The 25,129-nt window shown below is 61.3% G+C and carries 23 protein-coding genes and 1 pseudogene; 12 read left to right on the forward strand and 12 right to left on the reverse strand.

Translation table 11 applies throughout. The features are described from left to right. A pseudogene (locus ACTV8E_RS10080) lies at positions 1-960 on the forward strand (type II secretion system protein GspD); the annotation flags it as partial. A gap of 33 nt (positions 961-993) precedes the next feature. On the opposite strand, the gene ACTV8E_RS10085 reads toward ACTV8E_RS10080, so the two are convergent. Beyond that, positions 994-1,872: a pirin family protein gene (locus tag ACTV8E_RS10085; RefSeq protein WP_251837672.1), complete on the reverse strand. Its 879-nt coding sequence runs from the start codon at positions 1,870-1,872 to the stop codon at positions 994-996. Positions 1,873-2,072: 200 nt separating this feature from the next. On the opposite strand from ACTV8E_RS10085, the gene ACTV8E_RS10090 reads away from it, so the two are divergent. Together ACTV8E_RS10090 and ACTV8E_RS10095 are read left to right on the forward strand one after the other, a co-directional pair. Beyond that, positions 2,073-2,537, forward strand: coding sequence for a curlin (locus ACTV8E_RS10090; RefSeq protein ID WP_443199433.1), 465 nt, complete (start codon positions 2,073-2,075; stop codon positions 2,535-2,537). A gap of 48 nt (positions 2,538-2,585) precedes the next feature. Next, positions 2,586-3,866, forward strand: a complete 1,281-nt coding sequence (locus ACTV8E_RS10095) for a hypothetical protein (RefSeq protein ID WP_443199434.1) — start codon at positions 2,586-2,588, stop codon at positions 3,864-3,866. Between the two features lie 99 nt (positions 3,867-3,965). Here the strand turns inward: ACTV8E_RS10095 and ACTV8E_RS10100 are convergent, their stop codons facing one another. From ACTV8E_RS10100 to ACTV8E_RS10140, 9 genes are all read right to left on the reverse strand, one after another. Continuing rightward, positions 3,966-4,796 (reverse strand): CsgG/HfaB family protein, encoded by an 831-nt coding sequence (locus tag ACTV8E_RS10100; RefSeq protein ID WP_251837669.1) that lies wholly within the window; start codon positions 4,794-4,796, stop codon positions 3,966-3,968. Positions 4,797-4,817: 21 nt separating this feature from the next. Next, on the reverse strand, positions 4,818-5,243 hold the full coding sequence (locus ACTV8E_RS10105; RefSeq protein WP_443199435.1) for a curli assembly protein CsgF: 426 nt from the start codon (positions 5,241-5,243) through the stop codon (positions 4,818-4,820). After that, a complete protein-coding gene (csgE, locus tag ACTV8E_RS10110) occupies positions 5,240-5,593 on the reverse strand; it encodes a curli production assembly/transport protein CsgE (protein ID WP_443199577.1) in 354 nt (117 codons plus the stop codon). The genes ACTV8E_RS10105 and csgE overlap by 4 nt, the downstream gene beginning before the upstream one ends. Before the next feature lie 321 nt (positions 5,594-5,914). After that, positions 5,915-7,051, reverse strand: coding sequence for a sodium ion-translocating decarboxylase subunit beta (locus ACTV8E_RS10115; RefSeq protein ID WP_443199436.1), 1,137 nt, complete (start codon positions 7,049-7,051; stop codon positions 5,915-5,917). Between the two features lie 10 nt (positions 7,052-7,061). Next, the gene (gene oadA, locus ACTV8E_RS10120; protein WP_443199437.1) at positions 7,062-8,849 is read right to left on the reverse strand and encodes a sodium-extruding oxaloacetate decarboxylase subunit alpha; all 1,788 of its coding nucleotides are present in this window, start codon (positions 8,847-8,849) and stop codon (positions 7,062-7,064) included. 20 nt (positions 8,850-8,869) lie between these two features. After that, positions 8,870-9,115: an OadG family protein gene (locus ACTV8E_RS10125; RefSeq protein WP_251837665.1), complete on the reverse strand. Its 246-nt coding sequence runs from the start codon at positions 9,113-9,115 to the stop codon at positions 8,870-8,872. Between the two features lie 338 nt (positions 9,116-9,453). Further along, positions 9,454-13,542: an ATP-dependent RNA helicase HrpA gene (gene hrpA, locus ACTV8E_RS10130; RefSeq protein WP_443199438.1), complete on the reverse strand. Its 4,089-nt coding sequence runs from the start codon at positions 13,540-13,542 to the stop codon at positions 9,454-9,456. Positions 13,543-13,623: 81 nt separating this feature from the next. Further along, positions 13,624-13,941, reverse strand: coding sequence for a hypothetical protein (locus ACTV8E_RS10135; protein ID WP_251837663.1), 318 nt, complete (start codon positions 13,939-13,941; stop codon positions 13,624-13,626). A gap of 99 nt (positions 13,942-14,040) precedes the next feature. Further along, positions 14,041-14,412 carry a YkgJ family cysteine cluster protein gene (locus tag ACTV8E_RS10140; protein ID WP_251837662.1) on the reverse strand — a complete coding sequence of 124 codons (372 nt, stop codon included), beginning with the start codon at positions 14,410-14,412 and terminating at the stop codon, positions 14,041-14,043. A gap of 189 nt (positions 14,413-14,601) precedes the next feature. On the opposite strand from ACTV8E_RS10140, the gene ACTV8E_RS10145 reads away from it, so the two are divergent. Then, on the forward strand, positions 14,602-16,053 hold the full coding sequence (locus ACTV8E_RS10145) for a TrkH family potassium uptake protein (protein WP_273534831.1): 1,452 nt from the start codon (positions 14,602-14,604) through the stop codon (positions 16,051-16,053). 13 nt (positions 16,054-16,066) lie between these two features. On the opposite strand, the gene ACTV8E_RS10150 is transcribed toward ACTV8E_RS10145, so the two are convergent. Then, positions 16,067-16,441: a hypothetical protein gene (locus tag ACTV8E_RS10150; RefSeq protein ID WP_251837660.1), complete on the reverse strand. Its 375-nt coding sequence runs from the start codon at positions 16,439-16,441 to the stop codon at positions 16,067-16,069. 193 nt (positions 16,442-16,634) lie between these two features. Between ACTV8E_RS10150 and ACTV8E_RS10155 the strand changes: the two genes are divergently transcribed. Further along, positions 16,635-17,933, forward strand: coding sequence for a serine/threonine protein kinase (locus tag ACTV8E_RS10155; RefSeq protein ID WP_443199439.1), 1,299 nt, complete (start codon positions 16,635-16,637; stop codon positions 17,931-17,933). Positions 17,934-17,958: 25 nt separating this feature from the next. Then, positions 17,959-18,747 (forward strand): MlaA family lipoprotein, encoded by a 789-nt coding sequence (locus tag ACTV8E_RS10160; RefSeq protein WP_443199440.1) that lies wholly within the window; start codon positions 17,959-17,961, stop codon positions 18,745-18,747. A 21-nt stretch (positions 18,748-18,768) separates the two neighbouring features. Here ACTV8E_RS10160 and ACTV8E_RS10165 read toward each other — a convergent pair whose 3' ends face one another. Then, the gene (locus tag ACTV8E_RS10165) at positions 18,769-19,731 is read right to left on the reverse strand and encodes a lipid A biosynthesis lauroyl acyltransferase (protein ID WP_443199441.1); all 963 of its coding nucleotides are present in this window, start codon (positions 19,729-19,731) and stop codon (positions 18,769-18,771) included. A gap of 207 nt (positions 19,732-19,938) precedes the next feature. On the opposite strand from ACTV8E_RS10165, the gene minC reads away from it, so the two are divergent. From minC to ACTV8E_RS10195, 6 genes are all read left to right on the forward strand, one after another. After that, entirely contained in the window at positions 19,939-20,658 is a 720-nt protein-coding gene (gene minC / locus ACTV8E_RS10170) for a septum site-determining protein MinC (RefSeq protein WP_251837656.1), read from the forward strand. A gap of 92 nt (positions 20,659-20,750) precedes the next feature. Next, positions 20,751-21,566, forward strand: coding sequence for a septum site-determining protein MinD (gene minD, locus ACTV8E_RS10175; RefSeq protein ID WP_251837655.1), 816 nt, complete (start codon positions 20,751-20,753; stop codon positions 21,564-21,566). Then, positions 21,563-21,814: a cell division topological specificity factor MinE gene (gene minE, locus ACTV8E_RS10180; RefSeq protein WP_251837654.1), complete on the forward strand. Its 252-nt coding sequence runs from the start codon at positions 21,563-21,565 to the stop codon at positions 21,812-21,814. Before minD ends, minE begins: the two co-directional genes overlap by 4 nt. A 145-nt stretch (positions 21,815-21,959) precedes the next feature. After that, on the forward strand, positions 21,960-22,595 hold the full coding sequence (locus tag ACTV8E_RS10185) for an RluA family pseudouridine synthase (RefSeq protein WP_251837653.1): 636 nt from the start codon (positions 21,960-21,962) through the stop codon (positions 22,593-22,595). A gap of 153 nt (positions 22,596-22,748) precedes the next feature. Continuing rightward, positions 22,749-24,134 carry an adenylate/guanylate cyclase domain-containing protein gene (locus tag ACTV8E_RS10190; protein WP_443199442.1) on the forward strand — a complete coding sequence of 462 codons (1,386 nt, stop codon included), beginning with the start codon at positions 22,749-22,751 and terminating at the stop codon, positions 24,132-24,134. 131 nt (positions 24,135-24,265) lie between these two features. Beyond that, on the forward strand, positions 24,266-25,108 hold the full coding sequence (locus tag ACTV8E_RS10195) for a DMT family transporter (protein ID WP_443199443.1): 843 nt from the start codon (positions 24,266-24,268) through the stop codon (positions 25,106-25,108). Positions 25,109-25,129: the final 21 nt, after the last annotated feature.

Below are 25,129 nucleotides of genomic sequence, written 5' to 3' on the forward strand. Positions count from 1 at the left end.
GACGTCATCGGCATGCTCGAGTCGATCATCCGCCAGCTCGATGTGCCGCGCGCCCAGGTGCTGGTCGAGGCGGCCATCGTCGAGGTGTCCGGCGACATCACCGACGCCCTCGGCGTGCAGTGGGCGATCGATGCGCGTGGCAGTCGCGGCGGCGTGGGCGCGATCAACTTCAACGGCACCGGCCTGTCGGTGGGCACCGTGCTGCAAAACCTGCAGGACGAGGTCATCGTGCCGGAAACGGGCCTGCCCGATGGCGCCATCATCGGCATCGGCAGCGACAGCTTCGGCGCGCTGATCACCGCACTGTCGTCCAACAGCAAGAGCAACCTGCTGTCCACGCCCAGCCTGCTGACCCTGGACAACCAGCTGGCGGAAATCCTCGTCGGCCAGAACGTGCCGTTCCAGACCGGCTCCTACACCACCACCAGCGACGGCGCCAGCAACCCGTTCACCACCATCGAGCGCCAGGACATCGGCGTGACCCTCAAAGTCACCCCGCACATCAACGAGGGTGCCACCCTGCGCCTGGAAATCGAGCAGGAAATTTCCTCCATCGCCCCCGCCGCCAGCCTGAACACTGGCGCGGTCGATTTGATCACCAACAAGCGCTCGATCAAGAGCACCATCCTCGCCGACGACGGCCAGGTGGTGGTGCTCGGCGGGCTGATCCAGGACGACATCACGCAGAGCGTGTCCAAGGTGCCGCTGCTCGGTGACATTCCCTGGCTGGGTCGCCTGTTCCGCTCGACCACCGACACGCATATCAAACGCAACCTGATGGTGTTCCTGCGCCCCAGCGTGATCCGTGACGCCGCCGGGCTGGCGGTGTTATCCGGCAGGAAGTACAGCGATATCCGCATCCTGGGCGATGAAAGCCGTGCGGCAAGACTGCTGCCCGAACGGCTCAACCATTTGTTCGACGGCCAGGGCGCTCGTGCCGTCGATCTGCGCGAACCCTAGCGGTTATCTGGGTCCCGCCGCCCACCTCGCCCCTCAGTAATCGCGCCATGGCAAAGGCGGTGCCGCCAAGCGTGGCGCGCTGCCGGCCCCAACCGGAGCAAAGCGGGGGTCGCTGCTTTCCCACTGACGTTGCGCCTCGGCAATGGCGGCCTTGCTGAAGCCCACGAAGTTCCACCACATCAGCACCGGTTGTTCGAAGGGACGCCCGCCGAGCAGCAGTATCTTGGCGCCAGCGGCCAGACTCAGGCGCAGGTGAGCGCGGCCGGGCTTGAAGTAGGCGAATTCGTCGACCTGAACGCACTCTTCATCCACGGTGACGTCGCCACTCATCGGCAGCAGCCCATATTCGAATTCAGTATCCAGCAGCAGGTCGACTGTCGTCGCCGCCTCACAACGAATGTCCAGCCCTACCAGCGGCGAGTACACGTGGGCCGGGGCGCTGCGTTCACCGTAGGTGCCCGCCAGCAGAGTCAGTTGAGCATGGCCCTGCTGCCAATGCGGCAGATCGGTGTAGTGCGCGAAATCCGCCGTGCAATCCTGCGCTTCGGGCGGCAGCGCAATCCACAATTGCGCCAGGTGCAGACGCTGGCCATCGGCTGAATCCTCGGTGTGCACGATACCCCGTCCGGCCGTCATCAGATTGACCGCACCGGGGCGGATGAGCTGCTCGTTACCCAGGCTGTCGCGATGCAGGACTTCGCCCTCGATCAACCAGGTGAAGGTTTGCAACCCCGTGTGCGGATGGGCGCCGACATGCATGCCCTGGCCCGGCGCAAAATCAACCGGGCCGGCATGATCGAGAAAGCACCAGGCGCCGACCATGCGCTGCCGGCGACTGGGCAGCGCGCGGCGAACGAGCAAGCCCTCGCCGAGGTCGGCGCTGCGGGCTGCGATACGGACGATGGTACTCATCGCTTTTCCTCAATGAATTTCAGCTCTCTTGCGCATACACCACAGGTGCCAGACGCCTTTGCACACTTGCATGCATCGATTTGCCGAAACGTACAACCTGAACCATGCTCTGGCAAATACCAGAGCATCCGCTGTTTTCTGGCAACGAAATGCAGAGCGAGTCGCAGGAAGCGACCGCTAAACAGCCCCAAGGATATGGGATGAAACGCCAACATGCCCCTTTTGCCGCACTTCTTGCCCTGACCCTGCACTGCGGGGCGGCATCCGCCTTTGATCTGCTGGACAACGCCGATCTCGCCGGCAGCGACCTGTACGAGGCGCGAATTTTCATCCCCGGCGAACAGCAGTTGCACATCAGCCAGATCGGCCACTACAACCTTGCCGCTATCGAGCAGTCGGGAGAGTCGTTGCTCGGCAGCGTTGTCCAGCAAGGCAGCCACCATGAAGCCTACCTGTTGCAACAGGGAAGCAACTTGATGGCCAGCATCTGGCAACAAGGCTATGGCAACCAGGCGGCCATTGTTCAGTTCGGCGTGGGCAACCAGGCAGACATCATCCAGTCCGGAGCACATAACACCGCCAGCATCGAGCAGAGCGGTTCGGGGTTGTACGGCCGGATCACTCAGGTTGGCGTCGGGCAGAGCGCCCATGTTCGTCAGCGCTGAGGCTCACAAGAAGAAAATGCAGTAACCACCACAGCAAGGAGGCAACATATGTTCAGGAAGACCCCTCTCGCAGCAGCGATGCTGATTCTGGCCGCCAGCCCGGTGCTGGCCGACAATTTTTCCCTGCAAATCCAATCGGGTCAGGAGAACAGCGCAGCCGTCCAGCAATTCGGTGGGCGCGCTAACGTCGTTCAGGGCCAGACCGGCGTTCGCAACGATGCCCAGTCGGTACAAGTCGGCAGTGCCGGCACCGTCGGCCAGGCACAGATCGGTGCCAACAACCGACTCGACGCCGACCAGTACCGGGCCGGCAACGGCAGCCTGATCAAGCAGGTGCAGGACGGCCAGGAGAATGACGGCCACGCCAGCCAGTTCGGCGGCCGCGCCAACACCATCTGGCAGTTCCAGCAGGGCCATGGCCATGACAGTTCCGCTGTGCAGTTGGGCGGCGCCCATAACACCGCGACCACTCTCCAGCATGGCGCATTCAACGATGCCAGCATTCGCCAGGAGCTGCATGGCAGCCACAACCGCGCGCTGATCGACCAGCAAGGTGCGCATCACCAGGCCTCGGCCATCCAGACCCTGAACGATGGCGGCGTCATCGAGATCCAGCAACAGGGCAACCTGCACAGCATCCGTGTCTACCAGGGCGACACCGGCAACAACCAGATAACCACCCTGCAGGACGGCGTGAACAGCTCAGCGCTCATCTCCCAGATCGAACAGGTTGGCAGCCAGATCGATGTGCAGCAGCTCGGCAGTCTGCAAGTAGTCGACGCCCATCAGTTTCAGGCTGACCACAGCCGGATCACCACCCTGCAGACCGGTGAAGCCAACAATTTGTACGTCCAGCAGACCCGGGGCGCAAATCTCTCTGCCACCCTGACCCAGCAGGGCGTAGGCAACCGTCACGAACTCGAGCAGAGCGGCCAAGGCAACACGGCGAACGTCGGCGCCTACGGCGACTTCAACCGCGGCCTGGTGACCCAGACCGGCAGCTACAACGAGCTGTATTTCGACCAGAACGGCAGCGACAACCTGCTGATCGCCGATCAGCGCGGCAGCTACAACAGCTTCGCGGGCAACAGCAGCGGTACGGAAAACGTTGTCAATCTGGATCAGGGCGGCAGCTACAACCGCGCCCACGCCTACCAGAGCGGTCACCTCAACACGGCCGACCTCGTGCAGTCCGGTGGCTTCAACAGCGCCTACGTCAGCCAGGCCGGCTCGCTCAACCATGCGGTCATCACCCAGGCCGGCTACAACCAGGTCAGCAATATCCATCAGTTCGGCACGGCCAACCAGGCCATCGCCACCCAGCGTTGACCTTCAGTGCGCAGTCGCCTGCGACTGCGCACGTGCAGCATTAAAAAGAAAACCCGGAGCCAGGCTCCGGGTTTTTCTTTTGGCGGGACAGCACTCAAGCTAGTGGGTCAGGTATTTGCCCAGCGTGGACTCCGCCAGCGCCGTTTGATCGGCGGCCTGCCACAACCTGCGCTCAATGCCTTGGGCGATCAGGTGTGCAACAGCTGCTTCGATGGCCGAGAGCACGCAGAGCTGGGCGGGCTCATTGATTGTATAGCCGGCCTCCACTTCGAGAAGATCCTTGAGTTCGATGAACTTGAACACGCCAGCGCTACGCGCCACCGAGTAGATCGTCTTGCTGGTCATGACGTTGGCCAGCACCTGTCCGCTGCGCACGTCCACCGCCCGCAGGCTCACCGTTACCTGATCGACGCGGTATTCGCTAGACACCCCGATCCCGAGGTAGCGGGCCCCCTCCCCACCGGTCCGCACGTTGCTGTCGAAGGCGACGATACCCCCCTCCATCACGATATTGGCCGCCTGCAGGGGCGGCAACTCGGCAAGAATGTTGGCCGGTGTGTTGTTCTTCTGTTGCGAGGCGCGGATGATCTTGCGCTCGGTCAACAGGTTTTGCAGCCCCTCGCGCTCCAACACCATGAACCAGCCGCTGGCTTGCAGGGCGTCCATCAGCATGCTCGCCGCGCCCTGGGTCACGCTGGTGGAAAACGAACTGGCGGGGGTCGGCTTGTATTGCCCTGTCTGGTCGCGGAAGCCGTACAGCGCCGTGACCACCAGCCCCTTTGGCTTGGGCATGTTGACCAAATCATGATAAGTGGACGCCCTGGGCGTGAGTGTGGGAATTTCCGCATCAAGCTCGGCCGGCATCGGCTCGCGCAACGAACAGCCCTGCAACAACGCGCAGGCCAGTGCTACTGCTAGTAAGGTTCTCATTCCACATCCTTGTTCCATCAATCAGTTCGGCGTCCAGCCACTAAGAACAATTTCCGACACTTCTCCAGTTTTTCGGTCGGTCACCAGGATGCTGAGGATGCCTGAATTGGCGTTATCCTGAATTTCGATGATGAACGCACTGGTGGTCAGGGTGCCGGTTTCGCCGCTCTCGATGTTGGTCATCAATTGCGACAACAGCCGTGATTCCAGCTGGCTGGTGAAGCGTTCCAGCGCCGTGGTACCGGCATAGCCCGCCCCTAGGCCTGGGCTTGAGCTGGAGTGATCGTTCTGCGCCTGGGCGTTGCCCAGCAACCAGGCTCCATTCAGGGGGCTGCCTCCGAACGAGGGGTTAATCGGCGTATAGACCAGCTCACTGGCCTGCACGACGCCCAACAAGCCGCCAGCCAGCCACAGCGCGGCGGACCGCGCAATCAAGTGTCTCTTCATAGTTCGTCTCGATCCATGTCCGTGGTGTCCTGCAGAAGAATTTCCAGTCGACGACGGGTCACCGTCTCCTTGACCTGATCGGCTGCGGCATAGGCCACTGCCTGAAGCTCGGCTGTATTGGGCGACAGAAAACGGCGATACACCGTACCCTGCTCGTATTCCACCCACACCAGACTGCCCCAGCGCGCCGAGGGTCGTTCGCGCACTACCAGGTTGAAGTCCAGGCGGCTGATGTCACGCAGCCGTTCGCTAAAGTGACGGTAGAAGAAATGGCCGATGTGAGTGATGGTCTGGTCGACGATGAAGCCCTTGAGCTCATCGTCGACATCCCCGGCGCGGGCGTGCGCCATCGGCAGGACCAGCAACAGGCACAAGAGGGTCCGGACCACTTCGGACAGTACGCGGGAGACATCCATGTCGGCGTTCAGCATCCTGCTGCGCGAGAGTCGGCTCTATGGCACGACCTCTAAAAAAGGGCTGTGAGAACTCTAGTCGATGCCTTTGGGATCCGCTTTCACTGGCCGCAAAATGTGACAAGAAACACACAGACAGAAGAATGCACGCCCCGTGAGGCCCAGATGGACTCGGTGCGCAGCAGAGACCGACCAGCCCACCGGGCTCGCCAAAAAAGAACCCCGCACCAGGCGGGGTTCTGACGAAGCAAACGCCGATCAGCCGACGAAGCTGAGCAGCACCCCCGCCGCCACAGCCGAGCCGATGACCCCGGCCACGTTGGGCCCCATGGCATGCATCAGCAGGAAGTTCTGCGGGTTGGCCTCCAGGCCGACCTTGTTTGAGACCCGCGCCGCCATAGGCACCGCCGAGACACCGGCCGAACCGATCAGCGGATTGATCTTGGTGGTGCTGAAGCGGTTCATGATCTTGGCCATGATGATCCCCGCCGCAGTACCGCCCGAGAAGGCCACCATGCCCAGCGCCAGGATGCCCAGCGTCTTCATCTGCAGGAAGGCATCGGCGGACAGCTTGGAGCCGACCGTCAGGCCCAGTGCGAGGGTGATGATGTTGATCAGCGCATTGCGCGAGGTATCCGCCAGGCGATCCACCACGCCGCATTCGCGCAGCAGATTGCCGAAGGCGAACATGCCGATCAGGGGCGCGGCGTCCGGCAGCAGCATGCCGACCAGCAGGCACAGCAGCAGTGGGAAGATGATCTTCTCCACTTGGCTGACATGCCGCAGCTGGGTCATGACGATGGCGCGCTCCTCCGGAGTGGTCAGCGCGCGCATGATCGGCGGCTGGATCAGTGGCACCAGCGCCATGTAGGAGTACGCGGCCACGGCGATCGGGCCAAGCAGGTCCGGTGCCAGTTTGGAGGTGACGAAGATCGAGGTGGGGCCATCGGCACCGCCGATGATGGCGATTGACGCCGCTTCCTTGAGCGTGAACTCCATACCGGGGATACCACTGGCGGTCAGCGCTAGGGCGCCCAGCAGTGTGCCGAAGATGCCGAACTGTGCGGCGGCGCCGAGCAGCAGCGTCTTGGGATTGGCCAGCATAGGACCGAAATCGGTCATGGCGCCAACACCCATGAAGATCAGCAGCGGGAACACGCTGGTCGGCAGGCCCACCTCATAAAAGAGATTGAGGATGCCGACCCCCTCGGCCATGTTGGCCACCGGGATATTAGCCAGGATGCCGCCGAAGCCGATGGGAATCAGCAGCAGCGGTTCGAAGCCCTTGCGGATCGCCAGGTAGATCAGCGCGGAACAGACCACCATCATCAGGGCCTGGCCGGCTTCCAGATGGTACAGGCCGGTGCTCTGCCAGAGCGTGAGCAACTTTTCCATGGAACGCTCCTTAAGCGATGCTCAGCAGGGAATTGCCGACCGATACTGCATCACCGACTTTAACGTCGACCGACGCGACGGTGCCTGCCCTGAAGGCACGAATCTCGGTTTCCATCTTCATGGCCTCGAGAATCACCACCAGATCGCCCTCCTGGACCATCTGCCCAGGCTGCACCAGCACCTTGAAGATGTTGCCGGCCAGCGGAGCCGGCTGCGGCTCGCCTGAGGTCGGCGCCGAAGCGGCGGCCGCTGCGGCCGGTTGTCCCGCAGCGCCATTGAGCGGCTTGATGCCTTCGATGTCGCCGCCCTCGTTGACCTGCACCACGAAGGACTTGCCGTTGACGTCCACGGTATAGACCTCCGGCTTGCCGGCCTCGCGGGGTGCTGCCAGCTCCTGGCCGTTTGGCACCGGCTCGAAGGCCGCCGGGTTGCCACGGTTCTCGAGGAATTTCAGGCCGATCTGTGGAAACAGCGCGTAGGTCAGCACGTCGTCGATCACGTCGGCGGCCAACTGGATGCCCTTCTCGCGGGCAATGCCCTGGAGCTCGACGGTCAGCTTGTCCATCTCGGCGTCCAGCAGGTCGGCCGGACGGCAGGTGATGGCCTCGGCACCGTTCAGCACACGGGTCTGCAATTCGGCATTGAACGGCGCCGGCGCCGCGCCATACTCGCCCTTGAGCACGCCGGCGGTTTCCTTGGTGATCGACTTGTAACGCTCGCCGGTGAGCACGTTGATCACCGCCTGGGTGCCGACGATCTGCGAGGTGGGGGTGACCAGCGGGATGAAGCCCAGGTCCTCGCGCACACGCGGGATTTCCTCGAGCACCTGGTCGAACTTGTCCAGCGCACCCTGCTCCTTGAGCTGGCTTTCCATGTTGGTCAACATGCCGCCGGGCACCTGGGCAACCAGGATGCGCGAATCGACGCCGCGCAGGGTGCCTTCGAACTTCGCGTATTTCTTGCGCACCTCGCGGAAGTAGGCGGCCACTTCTTCGAGCAGCTCCAGATTCAGGCCGGTGTCGCGCTCGGTGCCCTGGAAGATCGCCACCACCGACTCGGTTGGCGAATGGCCATAGGTCATGGACAGCGAGGAGATGGCCGTGTCGACGTTGTCGATACCGGCTTCCACGGCCTTGAGGATGGCCGCAGTGGACAGCCCGGCGGTGGCGTGACACTGCATGTGCACCGGAATAGTCAGGCTGGCCTTCAGCCGCGAGACCAGCTCATAGGCCTGGTACGGGGTGAGGATGCCGGCCATGTCCTTGATGGCCACCGAGTCGGCGCCCATGTCCTCGATCTGCTTGGCCAGGTCGACCCACATCTGCAGGGTATGCACCGGGCTGGTGGTGTAGGAAATGGTGCCCTGGGCGTGCTTGCCCTGGCGCTTCACGGCGCGCAGCGCGGTGTCCAGGTTGCGCGGGTCGTTCATCGCGTCGAATACGCGAAACACGTCCACGCCGTTGATCGCGGCGCGCTCGACGAACTTTTCCACCACGTCATCGGCGTAGTGCCGGTAGCCGAGCAGGTTCTGGCCACGCAGCAGCATTTGCTGGCGGGTGTTGGGCATCGCCTTCTTCAGCTCGCGGATGCGCTCCCAGGGGTCTTCACCCAGGTAACGAATGCAGGCGTCAAAGGTCGCCCCGCCCCAGCTTTCCACCGACCAGAAACCCACCTGATCAAGCTTGGGCGCGATCGGCAGCATGTCTTCCAGACGCACACGGGTGGCCAGGATGGACTGGTGGGCGTCACGCAGCACCACGTCGGTAATGCCGAGCGGCTTCTTGTTCGAAACGGTCATTGGATGTTCCCTTTCCCGGGTCAGGCGCGGCGCGCGCGGTGGAGATGGATTGCGGCCTTGATGGCGGCCAGGGTGTCTGCATCGGCGTCGACAGCGGAAGCCGCCCGAATAGGTGCCGGAGTCGCCGCCGGTTCGCTGACAAAGCGAGCGGTGAGGAATGACATCAGGCGAATGCAGTAAATCAGAAGAACCAGAAAGACAAAGACGGATCCCATGCCAAATAGCATGATCTCTACGCCTTCGAGCAGAAGTTGGCTGGTCTGCATGCAACTCTCCGAAGGGCGCCCCTATGGAGCGCCGTCGTTATTGTTTGGAGTGATTGACTCGGTTCTTGGCAACAGTCGGTGACGGAGTCAGTATGGCCAACTGCCCACGCTACCTAGGCGGATCGAAGCGAGTCAATGATTATCGCCGGGAAAGACGAGCCGAACGCAGTCTTTTGTTTTGCCGAACGGAAGGTTGGCAAACTCAATGAGGCGCTTCGCCCTCCAGAGGCCATGGTGCCGCGACGACGTGTCGCAGCCAGCAGCAGCGCCCCATGCGCGGTTTCTCCGCTAAACCCAGCAACTCGCAATCTCTCCTGAAGCAGCTGCGGTGTCATGTTTCAGCCTTCCACCGCTGCCCACTGCTTGCTCAAGCGTTTGTCCGACACCGCCATCTTCGTGCCCAACTGTTGGGCGAACAGCGAGACGCGGTATTCCTCCAGCATCCAGCGGTACAGCACCAGATTCGCATCGCGCTTGCCTTCCTGCTGATGCTTTTTGAGACGGGCCTGGTACTGCTCCCAATAGCCAGCCAGTTCGCCACTCCACACACGGTCACGCTGTAGCTGGCTGCCCACCTTGTCGAGGCGCTGTTCGATGGCCTTGAGGTAGCGCGGGTATTCCTTGAGCCATTCGTGCGAGGTGTCGCGCACGAAACCGGGGTACACCAGGTTGCCCAGCTGCGCCTTGATGTCGTTGAGCGCCACCGCCTGGGCCAAATCGATACGCCCCTTGAAGCGCTTTTGCAGGGTGTGCCAGAGCTTGAGGATCTCTAGAGTGAGACGAGCCAGGCGCTCGGCGTGTTCGGTCCAGGCGCCGCGCTTTTGTTCGGCCAGGGTGGCCAGCGCTGCGCCGTCGCGGGGTAGCGGCGCAACGCCTTCGAGAATGCAGCCGTCCAGACTGGCCAGCAGAATATCCTCGACCAGCGCGTCAATACGCCCCAGGTCGCGGTACAGCAGGCCCATGTCGGTCAGTCCGGGCAACTTGCCGCGCAAGAATTTCGCCTGTTCGCTCAATTGTTGCAGCAGCAGGCGCTGCAAGGCGCGGCGGTGCTGGTAGTCGGCTTCGGCCTGGGTGGGGAAACGCCCTTCCTTGACCACCCCAGCCTCTTCCACCAGCGCCGGGAATACCGTCATCGACAGGCCGGCGATGCGTTGCTGGGTAGTTTCCGCCACCTCGGCAAAGGCCTTGGCTTCGACGGGCCGTTGCGTCTTTTCGGTCTGGGGAATGGCCAGCGCCGCCTGGCTGGCGTCGGCGAAGCGTGCGGTGAGTTCGGCCAGGTCGCGGCCTTCGCCGAGGAACTTGCCCCGCCCATCGACGACTTCGATGTTCATGCGCAGGTGGCTTTCCACAGCGGAGAGCGCATGGGCCCACGCCTCATCCGAGACGCGGGCGCCGGTCATGCGCAGCAATTCACGGCCCAGCGCCTCGGGCAGCGAGCCCTCGCCGAAGGTGATTTTCGACAGTGCGGCACGCACGAAATCCGGCACCGGCACAAAATTCTTGCGCATCGCCTTGGGCAGCTCGCGCACCAAGGCGATGGCCTTGGCTTCGATCAGGCCCGGCACCAGCCAGTCGAGGCGTTCGGCGGGCAGTTGCGGCAGCAAGGGTGCAGGCACGCGCAAAGTCACACCGTCGCGCGGGTGATTAGGCTCGAAGTGATACGTGAGCGGCAGTTGTAGCGTGCCGATGCGCAACAGATCGGGGTACTGGGCGGCGGTGATTTCGCTGGCGTCGCGGGCCAGGACGTCTTCCTCACGCATCACCAGCAGCTGCGGATCCTGAGCGCTCTCGCGCTTGTACCAGCTTTCGAAGGTGGCGGTCTGGTAGATGTCCGCCGGCAGGCGTGCATCGTAGTAGGCGAACAGCGTTTCCTCGTCGGCGAGAATGTCGCGGCGGCGGGCCTTGGCTTCCAGTTCGTCGAGCAGCTCCAGCAGGTCGCGATTCTCGCGCAGGCACTTGGCGCGGCTGTTGATTTCACCCCGTACCAGACCCTCGCGGATGAACAACTCACGGGCCGCCGGTGGGTCGATGGGTCCGTAATGCACCGGACGCTTGCCCACCACGATCAGCCCGTACAGAGTGACCTGTTCGAACGCCACCACCTGGCCGCGCTTCTTCTCCCAGTGCGGCTCGAAGTGGTTTTTCTTGATCAGGTGGCCCGCCAGCGGTTCGATCCAATCCGGCTCTATCTTGGCCACCATGCGCGCAAACAGCTTGGTGGTTTCCACCAGTTCGGCGGCCATCAGCCATTGCGGTTTCTTGCGACCGAGCACGCTGGAAGGGTGTACCCAGAAGCGCCGCTGGCGGGCGCCGAGAAAATCGCCGTCTTCGGTTTTCTGGCCGATCTGGCTAAGCAGGCCTGCCAGAATCGCCTTGTGCACGGCGGCGTAGTTTCTGGCCTTCTGCGCGGCCTCGCTGGCTTCGGCCTGCTGGCGGGCAATGGCGTTGACCCGGGTGTCGGTGGTGGGCACAACGGGTTCGGTGGCTTTGCCACTTTTTACGGGGTGGCCATCCACCCTACGGCCCTGAGGCCCAATCGCAGCACGCTGATCGCGAGCCAGTCCGCTGCTGCCACCTTTCGGGCTGCTGGAGAGCTGCAGTTCGCGACAGATTAAGGTGAGCTGGCGATGGGCATCGCGCCATTCGCGCAGGCGCAGGTAATTCAGGAAATTTCTGCGGCACCAGCTGCGCAGGGCGCTGGAGCCGAGGGCCTGGCGCTGTTCCTCAAAGCCGCGCCACAGGTTGATCAGCGCGGCGAAATCCGAATCCACGTCCTTCCACTGCGCATGGGCCTGGTCGGCGGCCTGCTGCCGGTCGGAAGGGCGTTCGCGCACATCCTGCACCGACAGCGCACTGGCGACGACCAACACCTCGTCGAGGCTGCCCTGCTGCGCGGCTTCCAACAGCATTCGGCCCAGGCGCGGGTCGATGGGGATGCGCGCCAACTGACGGCCCAACGGGGTCAGCTGGTTTTCGCGGCTGACTGCTGAGAGTTCCTGCAGCAGGTTGAAGCCGTCGCTGATCGCCTTGCCGTCCGGCGCCTCGATAAAGGGGAAGTCAGCGATATCTCCCAGGCGCAGGTGCAGCATCTGCAGGATGACGGCGGCCAGGTTGGTGCGCAGGATTTCCGGGTCGGTAAATTCCGGGCGACCGAGGAAATCTTCCTCGCTGTACAGGCGAATGCAGATGCCCGGCTCGACGCGTCCGCAGCGGCCCTTGCGCTGATTGGCGCTGGCCTGGGACACCGCCTCGATGGGCAGACGCTGCACCTTGGCGCGATAGCTGTAACGGCTGATGCGCGCGGTGCCGGAGTCGATCACGTAGCGGATGCCTGGCACGGTCAGCGAGGTTTCCGCGACGTTGGTGGCTAACACGATCTTGCGCCCGGCGGCCGGCCGGAAGATGCGCTGCTGCTCAGCCGGGCTCAGCCGTGCGTACAGCGGCAGGACTTCGGTGAAACGCAGGTTGGCCTTGCGCAGCACCTCGGCGGCGTCGCGGATCTCCCGTTCGCCGGGCAAAAACACCAACACATCGCCGGGACGCTTGCCGATGGATTTTTCATGGACCTCGATCTCGGCCAGCGCGGCGAGGATGCCCTGATCAACGCTGAGGTCGTCCTCGACGCGGTTGCCGTCTTCATCGGTTTCGGCAGTCAAGGGCCGGTACCAGGTTTCCACCGGATAGGTTCGCCCGGAGACTTCGATGATGGGCGCCCCGTTGAAATGCTCGCTGAAACGTTCTAGATCGATGGTCGCCGAGGTGATGATGACTTTCAGCTCGGGGCGGCGTGGCAGCAGTTTTTTCAGGTAGCCGAGCAGAAAGTCGATGTTCAGGCTGCGTTCGTGGGCCTCGTCGACGATCAGCGTGTCGTATTTTTCCAGGAAGCGGTCGTGCTGGGTTTCAGCCAGCAAGATGCCGTCGGTCATCAGCTTGATCAGCGTGCGATCGGTGCTTTGATCTTCAAAGCGCACCTGGTAGCCGACCAGCTCGCCCAACGGCGTGCCGATTTCTTCCGCTACGCGGGTCGCCACGCTGCGCGCCGCCAGCCGGCGCGGCTGGGTATGACCGATCAGGCCATGCACGCCGCGGCCGATCTCCAGGCAGATCTTCGGCAACTGGGTGGTCTTGCCCGAGCCGGTTTCGCCGGCAATGATCAGCACCTGGTGTTTTTCCAGTGCCGCCTTAATCTCATCGCGCTTGGCGGCGATGGGCAATTGATCGTCGTAGCGGATCGACGGCACGCTCATGCAGCGCGTCTCGACCTTGGCCACGGATGCCTGGAAACGCTCCAGCCATTGCGCCAGCTTCGCCTCATCACCTTTTTTCTGCAGGTCGAGCAGTTGGCGTCGCAGGCGATGGCGGTCCGCCATGAAGGCTTGGTCAAGGGTGTTCAGCAAGGTACCAATGGCGGGGGTGGCGTCGGTCATCAGGCAATCGCGGTTAAATCGGAGGGGCGCGATTGTCGCAGATTTCGCCGCCAGGGGCGCAGCCTGCCCCTGATGCGCTGATCAGCGCTCCCCTGCCGGTGTCTGCTCAACAGCCTGGCCAGGCTGCGGCGCAACGTGGAAAACCAGGGTGATACCGTCTCCAGTGCCGTCGCCAACCACCGAGCCGGCTACCGGTTCGGCATGCACCGCGCGGCCTGGGTAGGCTTCGCACAACCGCCGCTGGGCCACGGTGCTGATATGGTTCAGCAGCGCCGTGAATTGCGCGTCACGCGGCACGATGAAGTGCAGGCTGATGCGCTGCGCCTCGGCTCCTTGGGGCAGTTCTGCCAGCCCGCAGGTGTTCCACTGATCATTGACGTAGGCTTCGGCACCTTTCATGCGGCTCTCCCCAAGGTCTGTTGATTATCGGACCCTGATTCGCGCAAAAGATCGCCTTTTGCTTAATTTCCCCCAGCCGCTGCCGTAAGGCCCAACAAATCAAGCGACCCGGTCTGGCGATACATGCGGTTGCAGCGGTGGCGTGAGCGGCGGCAGGCCATGGGCGGCACGGGCGGCGTCGCAGCGCGGGTTGTGCTCGCCGTTCTCCCAGGATGCAGCAAACTCGCGGCACGGGCTGGAACGCTGCTCATACATGGAACAACGCACGCCAGAGCCCACCTCGCCCAGCAGGGCAACACAACGAGCCGGCTTGCTGTCCGTACCGATCATCGCGGCATGGTGTGGGGAAATCTGTATGACCCGGTCATCCGGGACAATACCGCCGGCGGAGCGACATTCGCCCCAGTAAAACGAGACACGAAAATACGCGCAGCAGGCACCGCACGCGAGACACGGGTTATCTTGGGACATGAGATTTAGACTCAGAAACCGACACTGGCCGGCGCCGGATAATTTCCAACATCCGCGTTTTCCTGTGAAGGGGGGCACGAAAAAAAATTCACTAAGTCCGAGCCATACGCCCTGCAGGCCCGCGGTTTACAGCGCGCCGGCCCCGAGTAGAATGGCGCCCTTTCATCTTCTTGAGTCCGAGCCGCCTCCATGGCCCTGTCGACCCTGCGCATCATTGGCTTCATTCTCGGTCTCTTCCTGATCACCCTGGCCGCCAGCATGCTGCTGCCCATGGTTGCCATGCTCTGGTACGGCCACCATGAAGACATCGGCGCGTTTCTCTGGTCCAGCCTGATCACCTTTGTCGTCGGCCTGGCACTGACCCTGCCCGGACGGCCGCAGAACGCGCACTTGCGCCCTCGGGACATGTACCTGTTGACCACCTCGAGCTGGTTGGTGGTGGGCCTTTTCGCCGCGCTGCCCCTGGTGCTGATCCGCAACCTCAGTTTTACGGATGCTTTTTTTGAAAGCATGTCCGGCATTACCACGACGGGCGCCACGGTACTTTCCGATCTGGATGCAAGCTCACCGGGCCTGCTGCTTTGGCGCTCGCTGCTGCAGTGGCTGGGTGGCATCGGCTTTATCGCCATGGCGGTTGCGATCCTGCCGCTGCTGCGCGTGGGTGGTATGCGCCTGTTCCAGACCGAATCCTCAGACTGGTCGGAAAAGGTCATGCCGCGCTCCCACATGGTGGCCAAGTATTTCGTGGCGATCTACGTGCTGTTCACCCTGCTGGGCACGCTGGCGTTCCACCTGACTGGCATGGGCTGGTTCGATGCCGTCAACCACGCGATGACCTCGGTGTCGACTGCCGGCTTTTCCACCTCGGACGCTTCACTGGCCACATTCCCCAAAGCGACCCATTGGGTGGCGGTGGTGCTGATGGTGCTCGGCAGCCTGCCTTTCGTGCTCTACGTATCGACAGTGCGGGGTAACTACCGGGCGCTGATTCGCGACCAGCAGGTGCGGGGCTTTCTGCTGGTCCTGGCCGGGGTCAGCCTGCCGTTCAGCCTGTGGTTATGGTTGAACTCGGACTACGCCTTCATCGATGCGCTGCGTATCGCCACGGTCAACGTGGTGTCGATTGTCAGCACCACCGGCTATGCCTTGGGCGACTACACCCAATGGGGCGGCTTCGCGGTCATGGTGTTTTTCTACCTGACCTTTATCGGCGGCTGCTCCGGCTCCACCAGTGGCGGCTTGAAGATTTTCCGTTTCCAGGTGGCCTATTCATTGCTCAAGGCCAACTTGCAGCAATTGGTCCATCCGCGCGCGGTGATCAAGCAGCAGTACAACGGCCACAATCTGGACGAGGAAATCGTTCGCTCGATCTTGACCTTCTCGTTCTTCTTCACCATTACCATCGGCTTCATCGCCCTGGGCCTGGCCCTGCTTGGCCTTGATCCGCTGACGGCGCTGACCGGCGCCGCCACCGCGGTGTGCAACGTCGGTCCGGGCCTGGGCCCGATCATTGGCCCTGCCGGTAATTTCTCCACCTTGCCGGACATGGCCAAATGGCTGCTGGCCATCGGCATGCTGCTCGGCCGCCTGGAAATCATTACCGTACTGGTGCTGATGACCCGCTCGTTCTGGCGGCATTGAACAAAGGCGACTGTTAGTTGCTCTCGCTGGGGCTCGCCCTGACCAGGCGCAGGCTGGCGATCACCACGGCAAAAGCACCCAGCGTAGCGCTGTACAGGACCAAAGCCGCCAGCCCGAGTAGCAATCCTACCAACGCCAGCCGCGCACCGACCCGACCGGCAAGCCAGAATGCCGGCAGCGCCGCCAGCAAGGCCGCCCAGGCCAACACACTAAAATGGATCAGCCAGCCAAGCCAGGAGCGCAACTGACATTGCCAATCACCTGACGTCTCGGCACACAGGCCGACCCAGCGGCTGTCCTCGAGAAAGATGAAGCGCAACCCATACAACGCCAACAGCCACAGTGGCAACGCAAGCAACATCACCAGCAAGGGCGAACCACGACGCATTTCAATCTCCTCAAGGCAGTCACACTCCGAACCAAAGAGCCCAACCGATTCGCCCAGCGTAGACACCCTGTCTGACCAGGCCGTGGCTGGTTCGCGCAGTCAACGGCATACTCCGGTGACTGCCAGCACTTTGCCCCCTCAGGCGTGGTCATACATCCGAACAGCGCCCCACCCGCCAGCAAGAGACCAACCCATGCCGTATTTTCTCCGCCTGATAGCCCTGCTGGGCTGCCTTTTGACCAGTACGGCGTCGATGGCGGTGGATATACCGATGCAGGAATACGGTTTCCCCCTGCGTAATCCGTTCGAGGCGACCATTGCCGGCACCCCCCCGGAGCTGCGCCCAAGTCTGCTCGAAGACGATGAGATTGATCAGAAGGACTACAGCATCACGGTGCGCCCAGATCGCGAGTACGAATTGCCGGACAATTTCTGGGCGGTAAAAAAACTGCGCTATCGCCTGGCAGTGCAGCCGCAGCCGGCACCGCTGATTTTCATCATTGCCGGCACCGGTGCGCATTACGCCGCCGGCAACATGGAATTGCTAAAGAACGTGTTCTATCAGGGTGGCTTCCATGTCGTGCAACTGTCTTCGCCGACCAGCTATGACTTCATGGCCGGCGCCTCGCGCTATGCCACACCGGGACTTACCAGCGAGGATGCCGATGACCTGTACCGCGTCATGCAGACGATCAAGGCTCGCCACCCCAGGCTAGCGGTGACGGAATACCACCTCACCGGCTACAGCCTCGGCGGCCTGCATGCGGCGTTTGTCAGTCACCTGGACGAGACCCGTCGCGCCTTCAACTTCAAGCGCGTATTGCTGCTCAATCCGCCGGTCAATCTGTATACCTCGGTGCGCAATCTCGACATGCTGGTGCAAACCCAGGTGGAGAACGTGACCAACGCCGCCACGTTCTACGAGTCGATGCTCAGCAAGCTCACACGCTACTTTCAGCAAAAAGGCCATATCGATCTGAACGAGGCGCTGCTCTATGACTTTCAGCTGTCACGCCAGCGACTGAGCAATGAAGAAATGGCCATGCTGATCGGCGCGACGTTCCGTTTTTCTTCGGCCGACATCGTCTTCACCTCGGACCTGATCAATCGCCGTGGCCTGATTACCCCGCCCGATTACCCGATCACCGAAAGCACCGACATCACCCGCTTCTTTCGCCGGGCCCTGCTCTGCGACTTCGACTGCTACATGACCGAGCAGTTGATCCCGATGTGGCGCACCCGCTTCAATGGCGGCAGTTTGCAGCAGATGGTCGATGCGGTGAGCCTGTACGCCCTGCAGGATTACTTGCAGAGCAGCGACAAGATTGCCGTGATGCACAACGCCGACGACATCATCCTCGGGCCTGGCGACCTTGGTTTTTTGCGCCGCACCTTTGGCTCGCGGCTCACCGTCTATCCCCTTGGCGGGCATTGCGGCAACCTGAATTACAAGGTCAATACCCAGGCCATGCTCCACTTCTTCCATCACTAGGGCACGGCCCAAGGACTCAGAACCCATGATCCGATTGCCTGTGCGACCGAGCCCGAACGGTTTGAGCTTAGCCCTGCTGCTGTCGCTGTCCCTGCCGCTCGCAGCGCAGACCGTCGATGACGATGGCTTCACCCGGCCACTGGAACACCTGAAATTCAATCCTGGCCTGGATCAACGTGAATTCGAGATATCCACGCTGGCCGCCCTCGCCATCTACGACCCTTGGGAGCCGTGGAACCGGCGCGTGTATCACTTCAATCATCGCTTCGACGAGTGGGTGTTTCTGCCTGTGGTGCGCGGCTACCAGAGCGTCACGCCGCGGGTCGTGCGCAACGGGGTGAGCAACTTCTTCAGCAACCTCGACGATATTGGCAACCTGTTCAACAATGTGCTGCAGCTCAAGGGCCAGCGCTCGATGCAGGTCACCGCGCGCCTGTTGTTCAACACCACGTTCGGAGTATTCGGCCTCTGGGACCCCGCCACGCGCATGGGCCTGCCCAAGCTGAAAGAAGACTTCGGCCAGACCCTCGGCAGTTATGGCGTGCCCCACGGACCTTACGTGGTGCTGCCCTTCCTCGGCCCCTCGAACCTGCGCGATACCGGCGGGCTCGTGGTCGACTTTGGCGTGGAAAGCCCGACCAACTTTCTCAACGTCAGCGAGGCGAGCAGCCAGAACCCGGAAATCTACCTGGTGCGGGCCGTCGATGCCCGCTATACCACAGCCTTTCGCTATGGCCAGCTCAACTCGCCCTTCGAGTACGAGAAAGTCCGCTACGTGTATACCCAGGCCCGCGAACTGCAGATCGCGGACTAAGGGCCACAACTGGCGCGCCTCTCAGTTCCTCGGCGTGCGCTTGCGGCGTCGGATACGCTTGGGGTAAAGCTTGGGGTCATCCTTGTTCGGGCGCGTCTTGAAGCGCCGATGCGCCCACAGGTATTGCTCGGGACAGGCACTGATCACCTGCTCCACCCACTGATTGATACGCAGGCAGTCGGCCTCCTCGCTTACGCCGGGGAAGTTTTCCAGTGGCGGATGGATGACCAACCGATAGCCCGAGCCATCCTTGAGGCGTTGCTGAGTGAAGGGCACCACACGTGCCTTGCCCAGACGGGCGAACTTGGTGGTCGCCGTCACGGTCGCGGCAGGAATACCAAACAACGGCACGAAGAGACTTTGCTTGCGTCCGTAGTCCTGATCCGGCGCATACCAGATGGCCCGACCGGCACGCAGCACTTTGAGCATGCCACGCACGTCATCGCGCTCGATCGCGCTGGCATCCAGGTTGATACGTTCGCGTCCGTTACGCTGGATGAAGTCGAACAGCGGATTGGCGTGTTCGCGGTACATGCCATCGATGGTATGCCGCTGGCCCAGCAACGTGGCGCCAATTTCCAGGGTGGTGAAATGCGCAGCCATGAGAATCACGCCCTGGCCTTCGGCCTGCGCCCGTTGCAGGTGTTCCAGGCCCTCTATATGAGCCAGTTTTTTTAGTCGCGCCTGCGGCCACCACCAGCTCATCGCCATCTCGAACAGGGCCATGCCACTGGAGGCGAAATTATCCTTGAGCAGTCGCGCCCGCTCCGCTGCCGACAACTGTGGGAAGCACAACTCCAGATTGCGTGCGACGATTTCACGCCGCTCACTGGCGAACCAGCGCATGAAGGTTCCCAGCGCACGCCCCAGCCTCAGCAGTACTGGGTAAGGCAGCTGCGCCACCAGCCAAAGCACGCCGATCCCCAACCACAGCGGCCAGAAACGAGGGTGTAGAAAGTACAAACGAAAACGGGGACGTTCCATGCATAAGCTCGAATATCGTGGAAGGTTCGCCATTCTACCGACAAACACAGCGCCAGGCGGCACCGCTTAATGAGGATGAGTTATGGCAAGCGATGCGGAAAAGGCGGGAAGCACAGAATGCGAGCGTCTGATAATGCGCACTTCTGCCTAGCATATGGTCACGTTTCCGGCTATAAATCCCGGCATTTATCGTGAAGCGGGCACACCATGAGCGCAGCCGAAGCAACTGAGCAAGACCCCGTGTTCCAGCTCAAGGGCAGCATGCTGGCAATCACTTTACTGGAACTCACTCACAACGATCTGGAACGGCTCGATCGGCAACTGGCGGACAAGGTTGCCAAGGCGCCCAATTTCTTCTGCAACACTCCACTCATCCTGACGCTGGATAAGCTCGCGGACGATGCGGGTCCGGTAGAGCTGAAAAAAGTAATGGCACTATGCCATAAATATGGCTTGAGCACACTCGCCATACGCAGTCAGCGTCCTGCCGATCTGGCGCTGGCTGACGTCCTCGACCTGCCCGTCCTGCCTCCTTCCGGAGCCAAGGAACGCATCATCGAACTGCCCGTCAGGAAAAAGGCCGAAGCCGAACCGGCACGCCCCAGCAAAATCATCAGTAAGCCAGTGCGCGGTGGTCAACAGATCTACGCACAAGGTTGTGATCTCATTGTGCTAGGCCCGGTGAGTCCAGGAGCGGAACTTCTCTCAGACGGCAATATCCATGTTTACGGACCCTTGCGCGGGCGAGCGCTCGCGGGGATCAAGGGAGACGGGCGCGCACGGATATTTTGTCGTCAATTGAGTGCCGAACTGGTCTCGATAGCGGGCCATTACAAGGTTGCCGAAGACTTGCGCCGGGACCCGTTATGGGGACAAAGCGTGCAAGTCAGTCTGCTGGGGGATTCATTGAACGTGACACGCCTTTGACAGATACTTTCCGCCTTGCCTGCAGGGACCGGAAAGGGAACCGTACTACTTTTTCTACGTTCCCGTTTTCTTATTATTAGGGGTACATCATCTTGGCCAAGATCCTCGTTATTACTTCCGGCAAGGGAGGCGTTGGCAAAACCACTTCCAGCGCTGCCCTCGGTACCGGACTCGCCCTGCGCGGGCATAAAACCGTCATCGTCGACTTCGACATCGGCCTGCGCAATCTCGATCTGGTCATGGGTTGCGAGCGTCGCGTCGTGTACGACTTCGTCAACGTAATCAATGGCGACGCCACCTTGAATCAAGCCCTGATCAAGGATAAGCGGCTGGACAATCTTTACATCCTGGCCGCCAGCCAGACCCGTGACAAGGATGCCCTGACCCTGGAAGGCGTTGGTAAGGTCATCGAAGAGCTGTCGAAGACCTTCGAATATGTGATTTGCGACTCGCCGGCCGGTATTGAGAAGGGTGCGCACCTGGCCATGTATTACGCCGACGAGGCTATCGTGGTAACCAACCCGGAAGTCTCGTCGGTGCGCGACTCGGACCGCATGCTCGGCCTGCTAGCCAGCAAGTCACGCCGCGCGGAGCAGGGCGAGGAGCCGATCAAGGAGCACCTGTTACTGGCGCGCTACAACCCCGAGCGCGTTACTAAGGGTGAAATGCTCGGCGTCGATGATGTCGAGGAAATCCTCGCCATTCGCCTGCTGGGTGTAATTCCCGAGTCGATCTCGGTGCTCAAGGCCTCCAACCAGGGCGTTCCGGTCATCCTCGACGAACACAGCGACGCCGGCCAGGCCTATAGCGATGCAGTGGACCGCCTGCTGGGCAAGGAAGTGACGCATCGTTTTATCGATGTGCAGAAGAAAGGATTCCTGCAACGCCTGTTTGGAGGCCGCGAATGAGCTTTTTTGACATGCTTCGCGAACGCAAGAAAGACACGGCCTCGATCGCCAAGGAACGCCTGCAGATCATCGTGGCCCATGAACGAGGCCAACGCAGCCGTCCTGATTACTTGCCCTCACTGCATAAAGAACTGATTGCAGTAGTACGTAAATACGTGAATATCACTGACGATCAAGTGCAAATTTCCCTGGAGGATCATGATAATTGCTCCATTCTGGAAGTGAACATTTCGTTGCCTGATCGCTGATCCCGCATTATCCCGCACGGCGATTGCGCAAGTGGCTGCCCACAGCCGCTTGCACAGTCGCCGTTTGCGTTACTAAAAACCGCTGAATGACCTTTGCGCGATGCCGTGCTGCGTTTTTCACCGGCCTGTTTTACGGACCTCCCAAATGCCCCTGTCGCAGATCGAAATCGTTCACCAGGATGACGCGCTCCTGGTCATCAACAAACCCACCTTATTGCTCTCCGTACCCGGCCGCGCCGAGGACAACCGCGACTGTCTGGTGACTCGCCTGCAAGAGAATGGTTATCCGGAAGCCCGAATCGTGCACCGCCTGGACTGGGAAACCTCTGGCCTGATCGTATTGGCCCGCGACGCTGACAGTCATCGCGAGTTGTCGCGCCAGTTTCACGACCGTGAGACCGAAAAAGCCTATACCGCCCTCTGCTGGGGCGAGCCAGAACTGGACAGTGGTCGTATCGATTTGCCGCTGCGCTATGACCCGCCAACCAAACCACGGCATGTGGTTGATCATGAGCTGGGACGCCATGCCCTGACGTTCTGGCGTGTGCTGCAACGCTGCGGCCAATACAGCCGCGTCGAATTGACCCCAATTACCGGCCGTTCACACCAATTGCGCGTGCACATGCTGAGTATCGGTCACCCACTGCTGGGCGACGGCCTGTACGCGCACGAACAAGCGCTGGCCGCCTACAAGCGCCTGTGCCTGCATGCCAGCATGCTGACGGTGACACACCCAGTGAGCGGAGAGCGGCTGCGCTTTGAAAGCCCAGCGCCGTTCTAGAGGCTCCCATCGCCAATAAAACGTCCTTTCATCACAGTATTTTTTTGACTGGTCGCACAAACCCGACTTGGTTATGATCCATAGGTCAGCGACCATGCTGCCTTTCAATCGCCCGGCAGAGGCGTCAAGTATACATAGGGATTTGTTGCAGTCATGAAGACGTCTACTCCCGTCCAATACCGTCAGTTCGTGCAGCCATTGCGCGATTACTATTCCCGGGTGTTGGCCTATATCGTGGCAGCGGCCACGGTGGCGGCCGGTACTCATGCTGAGCATTTTCAGACCGATATCCTGTGGGTCGTGCCCTACGCCCTGTTGTACCCCCAGGTCATTCACCTGTTATGCCGCCCCTTGCAACGCAAGTTTCCGCAGAAAACCAACTTGTCGTTGTTGCTGATCGACGCCGTGCAGATGGGTATTGGCATCGTCTTGATCGGCTTTTGCGTAGTGCCCAGCTTGATGCTGGTATTGATCCTGGTGTTCAGCGCGCTGGTAGGAGGCGGCTTGCGTGCTTTCAGCGTGGCGCTGCTGGCCATGATCAGCTCGGCCCTGTTGTTCAGCCTGGCCTTCCCCCCGCATCTGCAATTTGAAACGCCTGACCAGGTAGCCCTGGTGAGCATTCTGTTCAGTGCCTTGTACATCTGCATCTCTGCTTATTTCGTCCACCAACAGAGCCTGAGCCTGCACAAGGCGCGCATCGAAATACGGCATGAACAGGAGAAGACATCGCGCCTGGCCCACAGCCTGGCCAAATACCTGTCGCCGCAACTCTGGGAGTCGATCTTCAACGGCAAACGCAGCGTACGCCTGGAAACCCAGCGCAAAAAACTCACCGTATTTTTCTCCGACATCAAGGGCTTCACCGAATTATCCGAAGAGCTTGAAGCCGAAGCTCTGACCGACCTGCTCAACACCTACCTAAACGAAATGTCCAAGCTAGCGCTCAAGCATGGCGGCACCATCGACAAGTTCGTGGGCGACTGCGTGATGGTGTTCTTTGGCGACCCAAACACCGAGGGCGCAAAGAAAGATGCCTTGGCAGCCGTCTCCATGGCCATTGCCATGCGCAAGCACATGAAAGTGCTGCGCCAGCAATGGCGCGCCCAGGGCATCACCAAGCCGCTGGAAATCCGCATGGGTTTGAACACCGGTTACTGCACGGTGGGTAATTTCGGTGCCGAAACCCGCATGGACTACACCATCATTGGCCGCGAAGTGAACCTGGCCAGCCGCCTGGAAAGCGCCGCTGACACGGGTGAAATCCTGATTTCCCACGAGACTTATTCGCTGGTGAAGGACGTGGTCATGTGCCGCGACAAGGGACAAATCGCCGTCAAGGGGTTTACGCGACCGGTACAGATCTATCAGGTGGTCGACTTGCGCCGCGACCTGGGCTCTACTTCCAGCTTCATCGAGCATGAATTGCCGGGCTTCTCCATGTATCTGGACACCAACGGCATTCAGAACTTCGACAAGGACCGCGTCATCGTCGCGCTTCATCAGGCTGCGGAAAAGCTTCGCGACAAGGTCATTCTTTAATTACCGCACCTGTAATTCGCCTGCTCTTCCCCGCGCGCAGGAGCGACGGGTCAGAATTTCAATTCTTTTTTTCCTAGCGACCAGGTCGCATCATCCACTTTTTTTCAAGTCTTGCCTGTTTTGGAGTTTTCATGACCCCTCGCCAAGCCCTGTTGGGATTGCATATCGGCGCCCTGGCGTTCGGGCTGACCGGGGTCTTCGGCAAACTGGCGCTGGCCGCCCCCTTGGTGATTGTCTTTGGTCGAGCCCTGTTTGCGGTACTCAGCCTGGCACCCTTCGCTCGGCTGCGGGCCGGCGAGCAGCGCCCCACGGCCAAGCAACTCTGGATGCTGATCGGGGCCGGCCTGTTGCTGGGTGGCCACTGGCTGACCTTCTTTCACGCGGTAAAAGTCTCGGGTGTCGCTATAGCCACGCTCGGCTTTGCCAGCTTTCCCGCCTTCACCGTGCTGCTCGAAGGGCTGCTGTTTCGCGAACGCATCCGTCTACGCGAGTGGTTCATGGTGGGCCTGGTAACCCTCGGCCTGGTACTGGTTACTCCCCACTTCGATCTGGGTAGCGACGCCACCGGCGGGTTGCTCTGGGCGGTTTTTTCCGGCCTGCTGTTCGCCCTGCTGTCCCTGGCCAACCGGGCCACGGTGAAAGGGCTCAACCCTTTCCAGGCCGCCTTGTGTCAAAACCTGACCATTGCCCTGTGCCTGCTACCCCTGGCCTGGGGCGCCCTGCCCCACGTTCGCCCGTTGGACTGGCTGTGGCTGCTGATTCTCGGTGTGTTCTGCACCGGCATCGCCCACAGCCTTTTCGTAGCCAGCTTGAGCGTGCTGAAAGCGCGCAACGCCGCCCTGATCTTTTCGCTGGAGCCGGTGTATGCCATCGGCTTCGCCTGGTGGCTTTTCGATGAACAACCCACCTGGCGCATGGCGGGCGGTGCGGCCTTGATCCTCTTGGCCATTTTCATTTCCATCCGCAAGCGCTGAGGTGGGCTGGCAGCGCTGCTA

Origin of the sequence: Pseudomonas sp. B392_1p (assembly GCF_052245235.1) — a bacterium.
In the GTDB taxonomy this organism is placed as follows: domain Bacteria; phylum Pseudomonadota; class Gammaproteobacteria; order Pseudomonadales; family Pseudomonadaceae; genus Serpens; species Serpens gallinarum.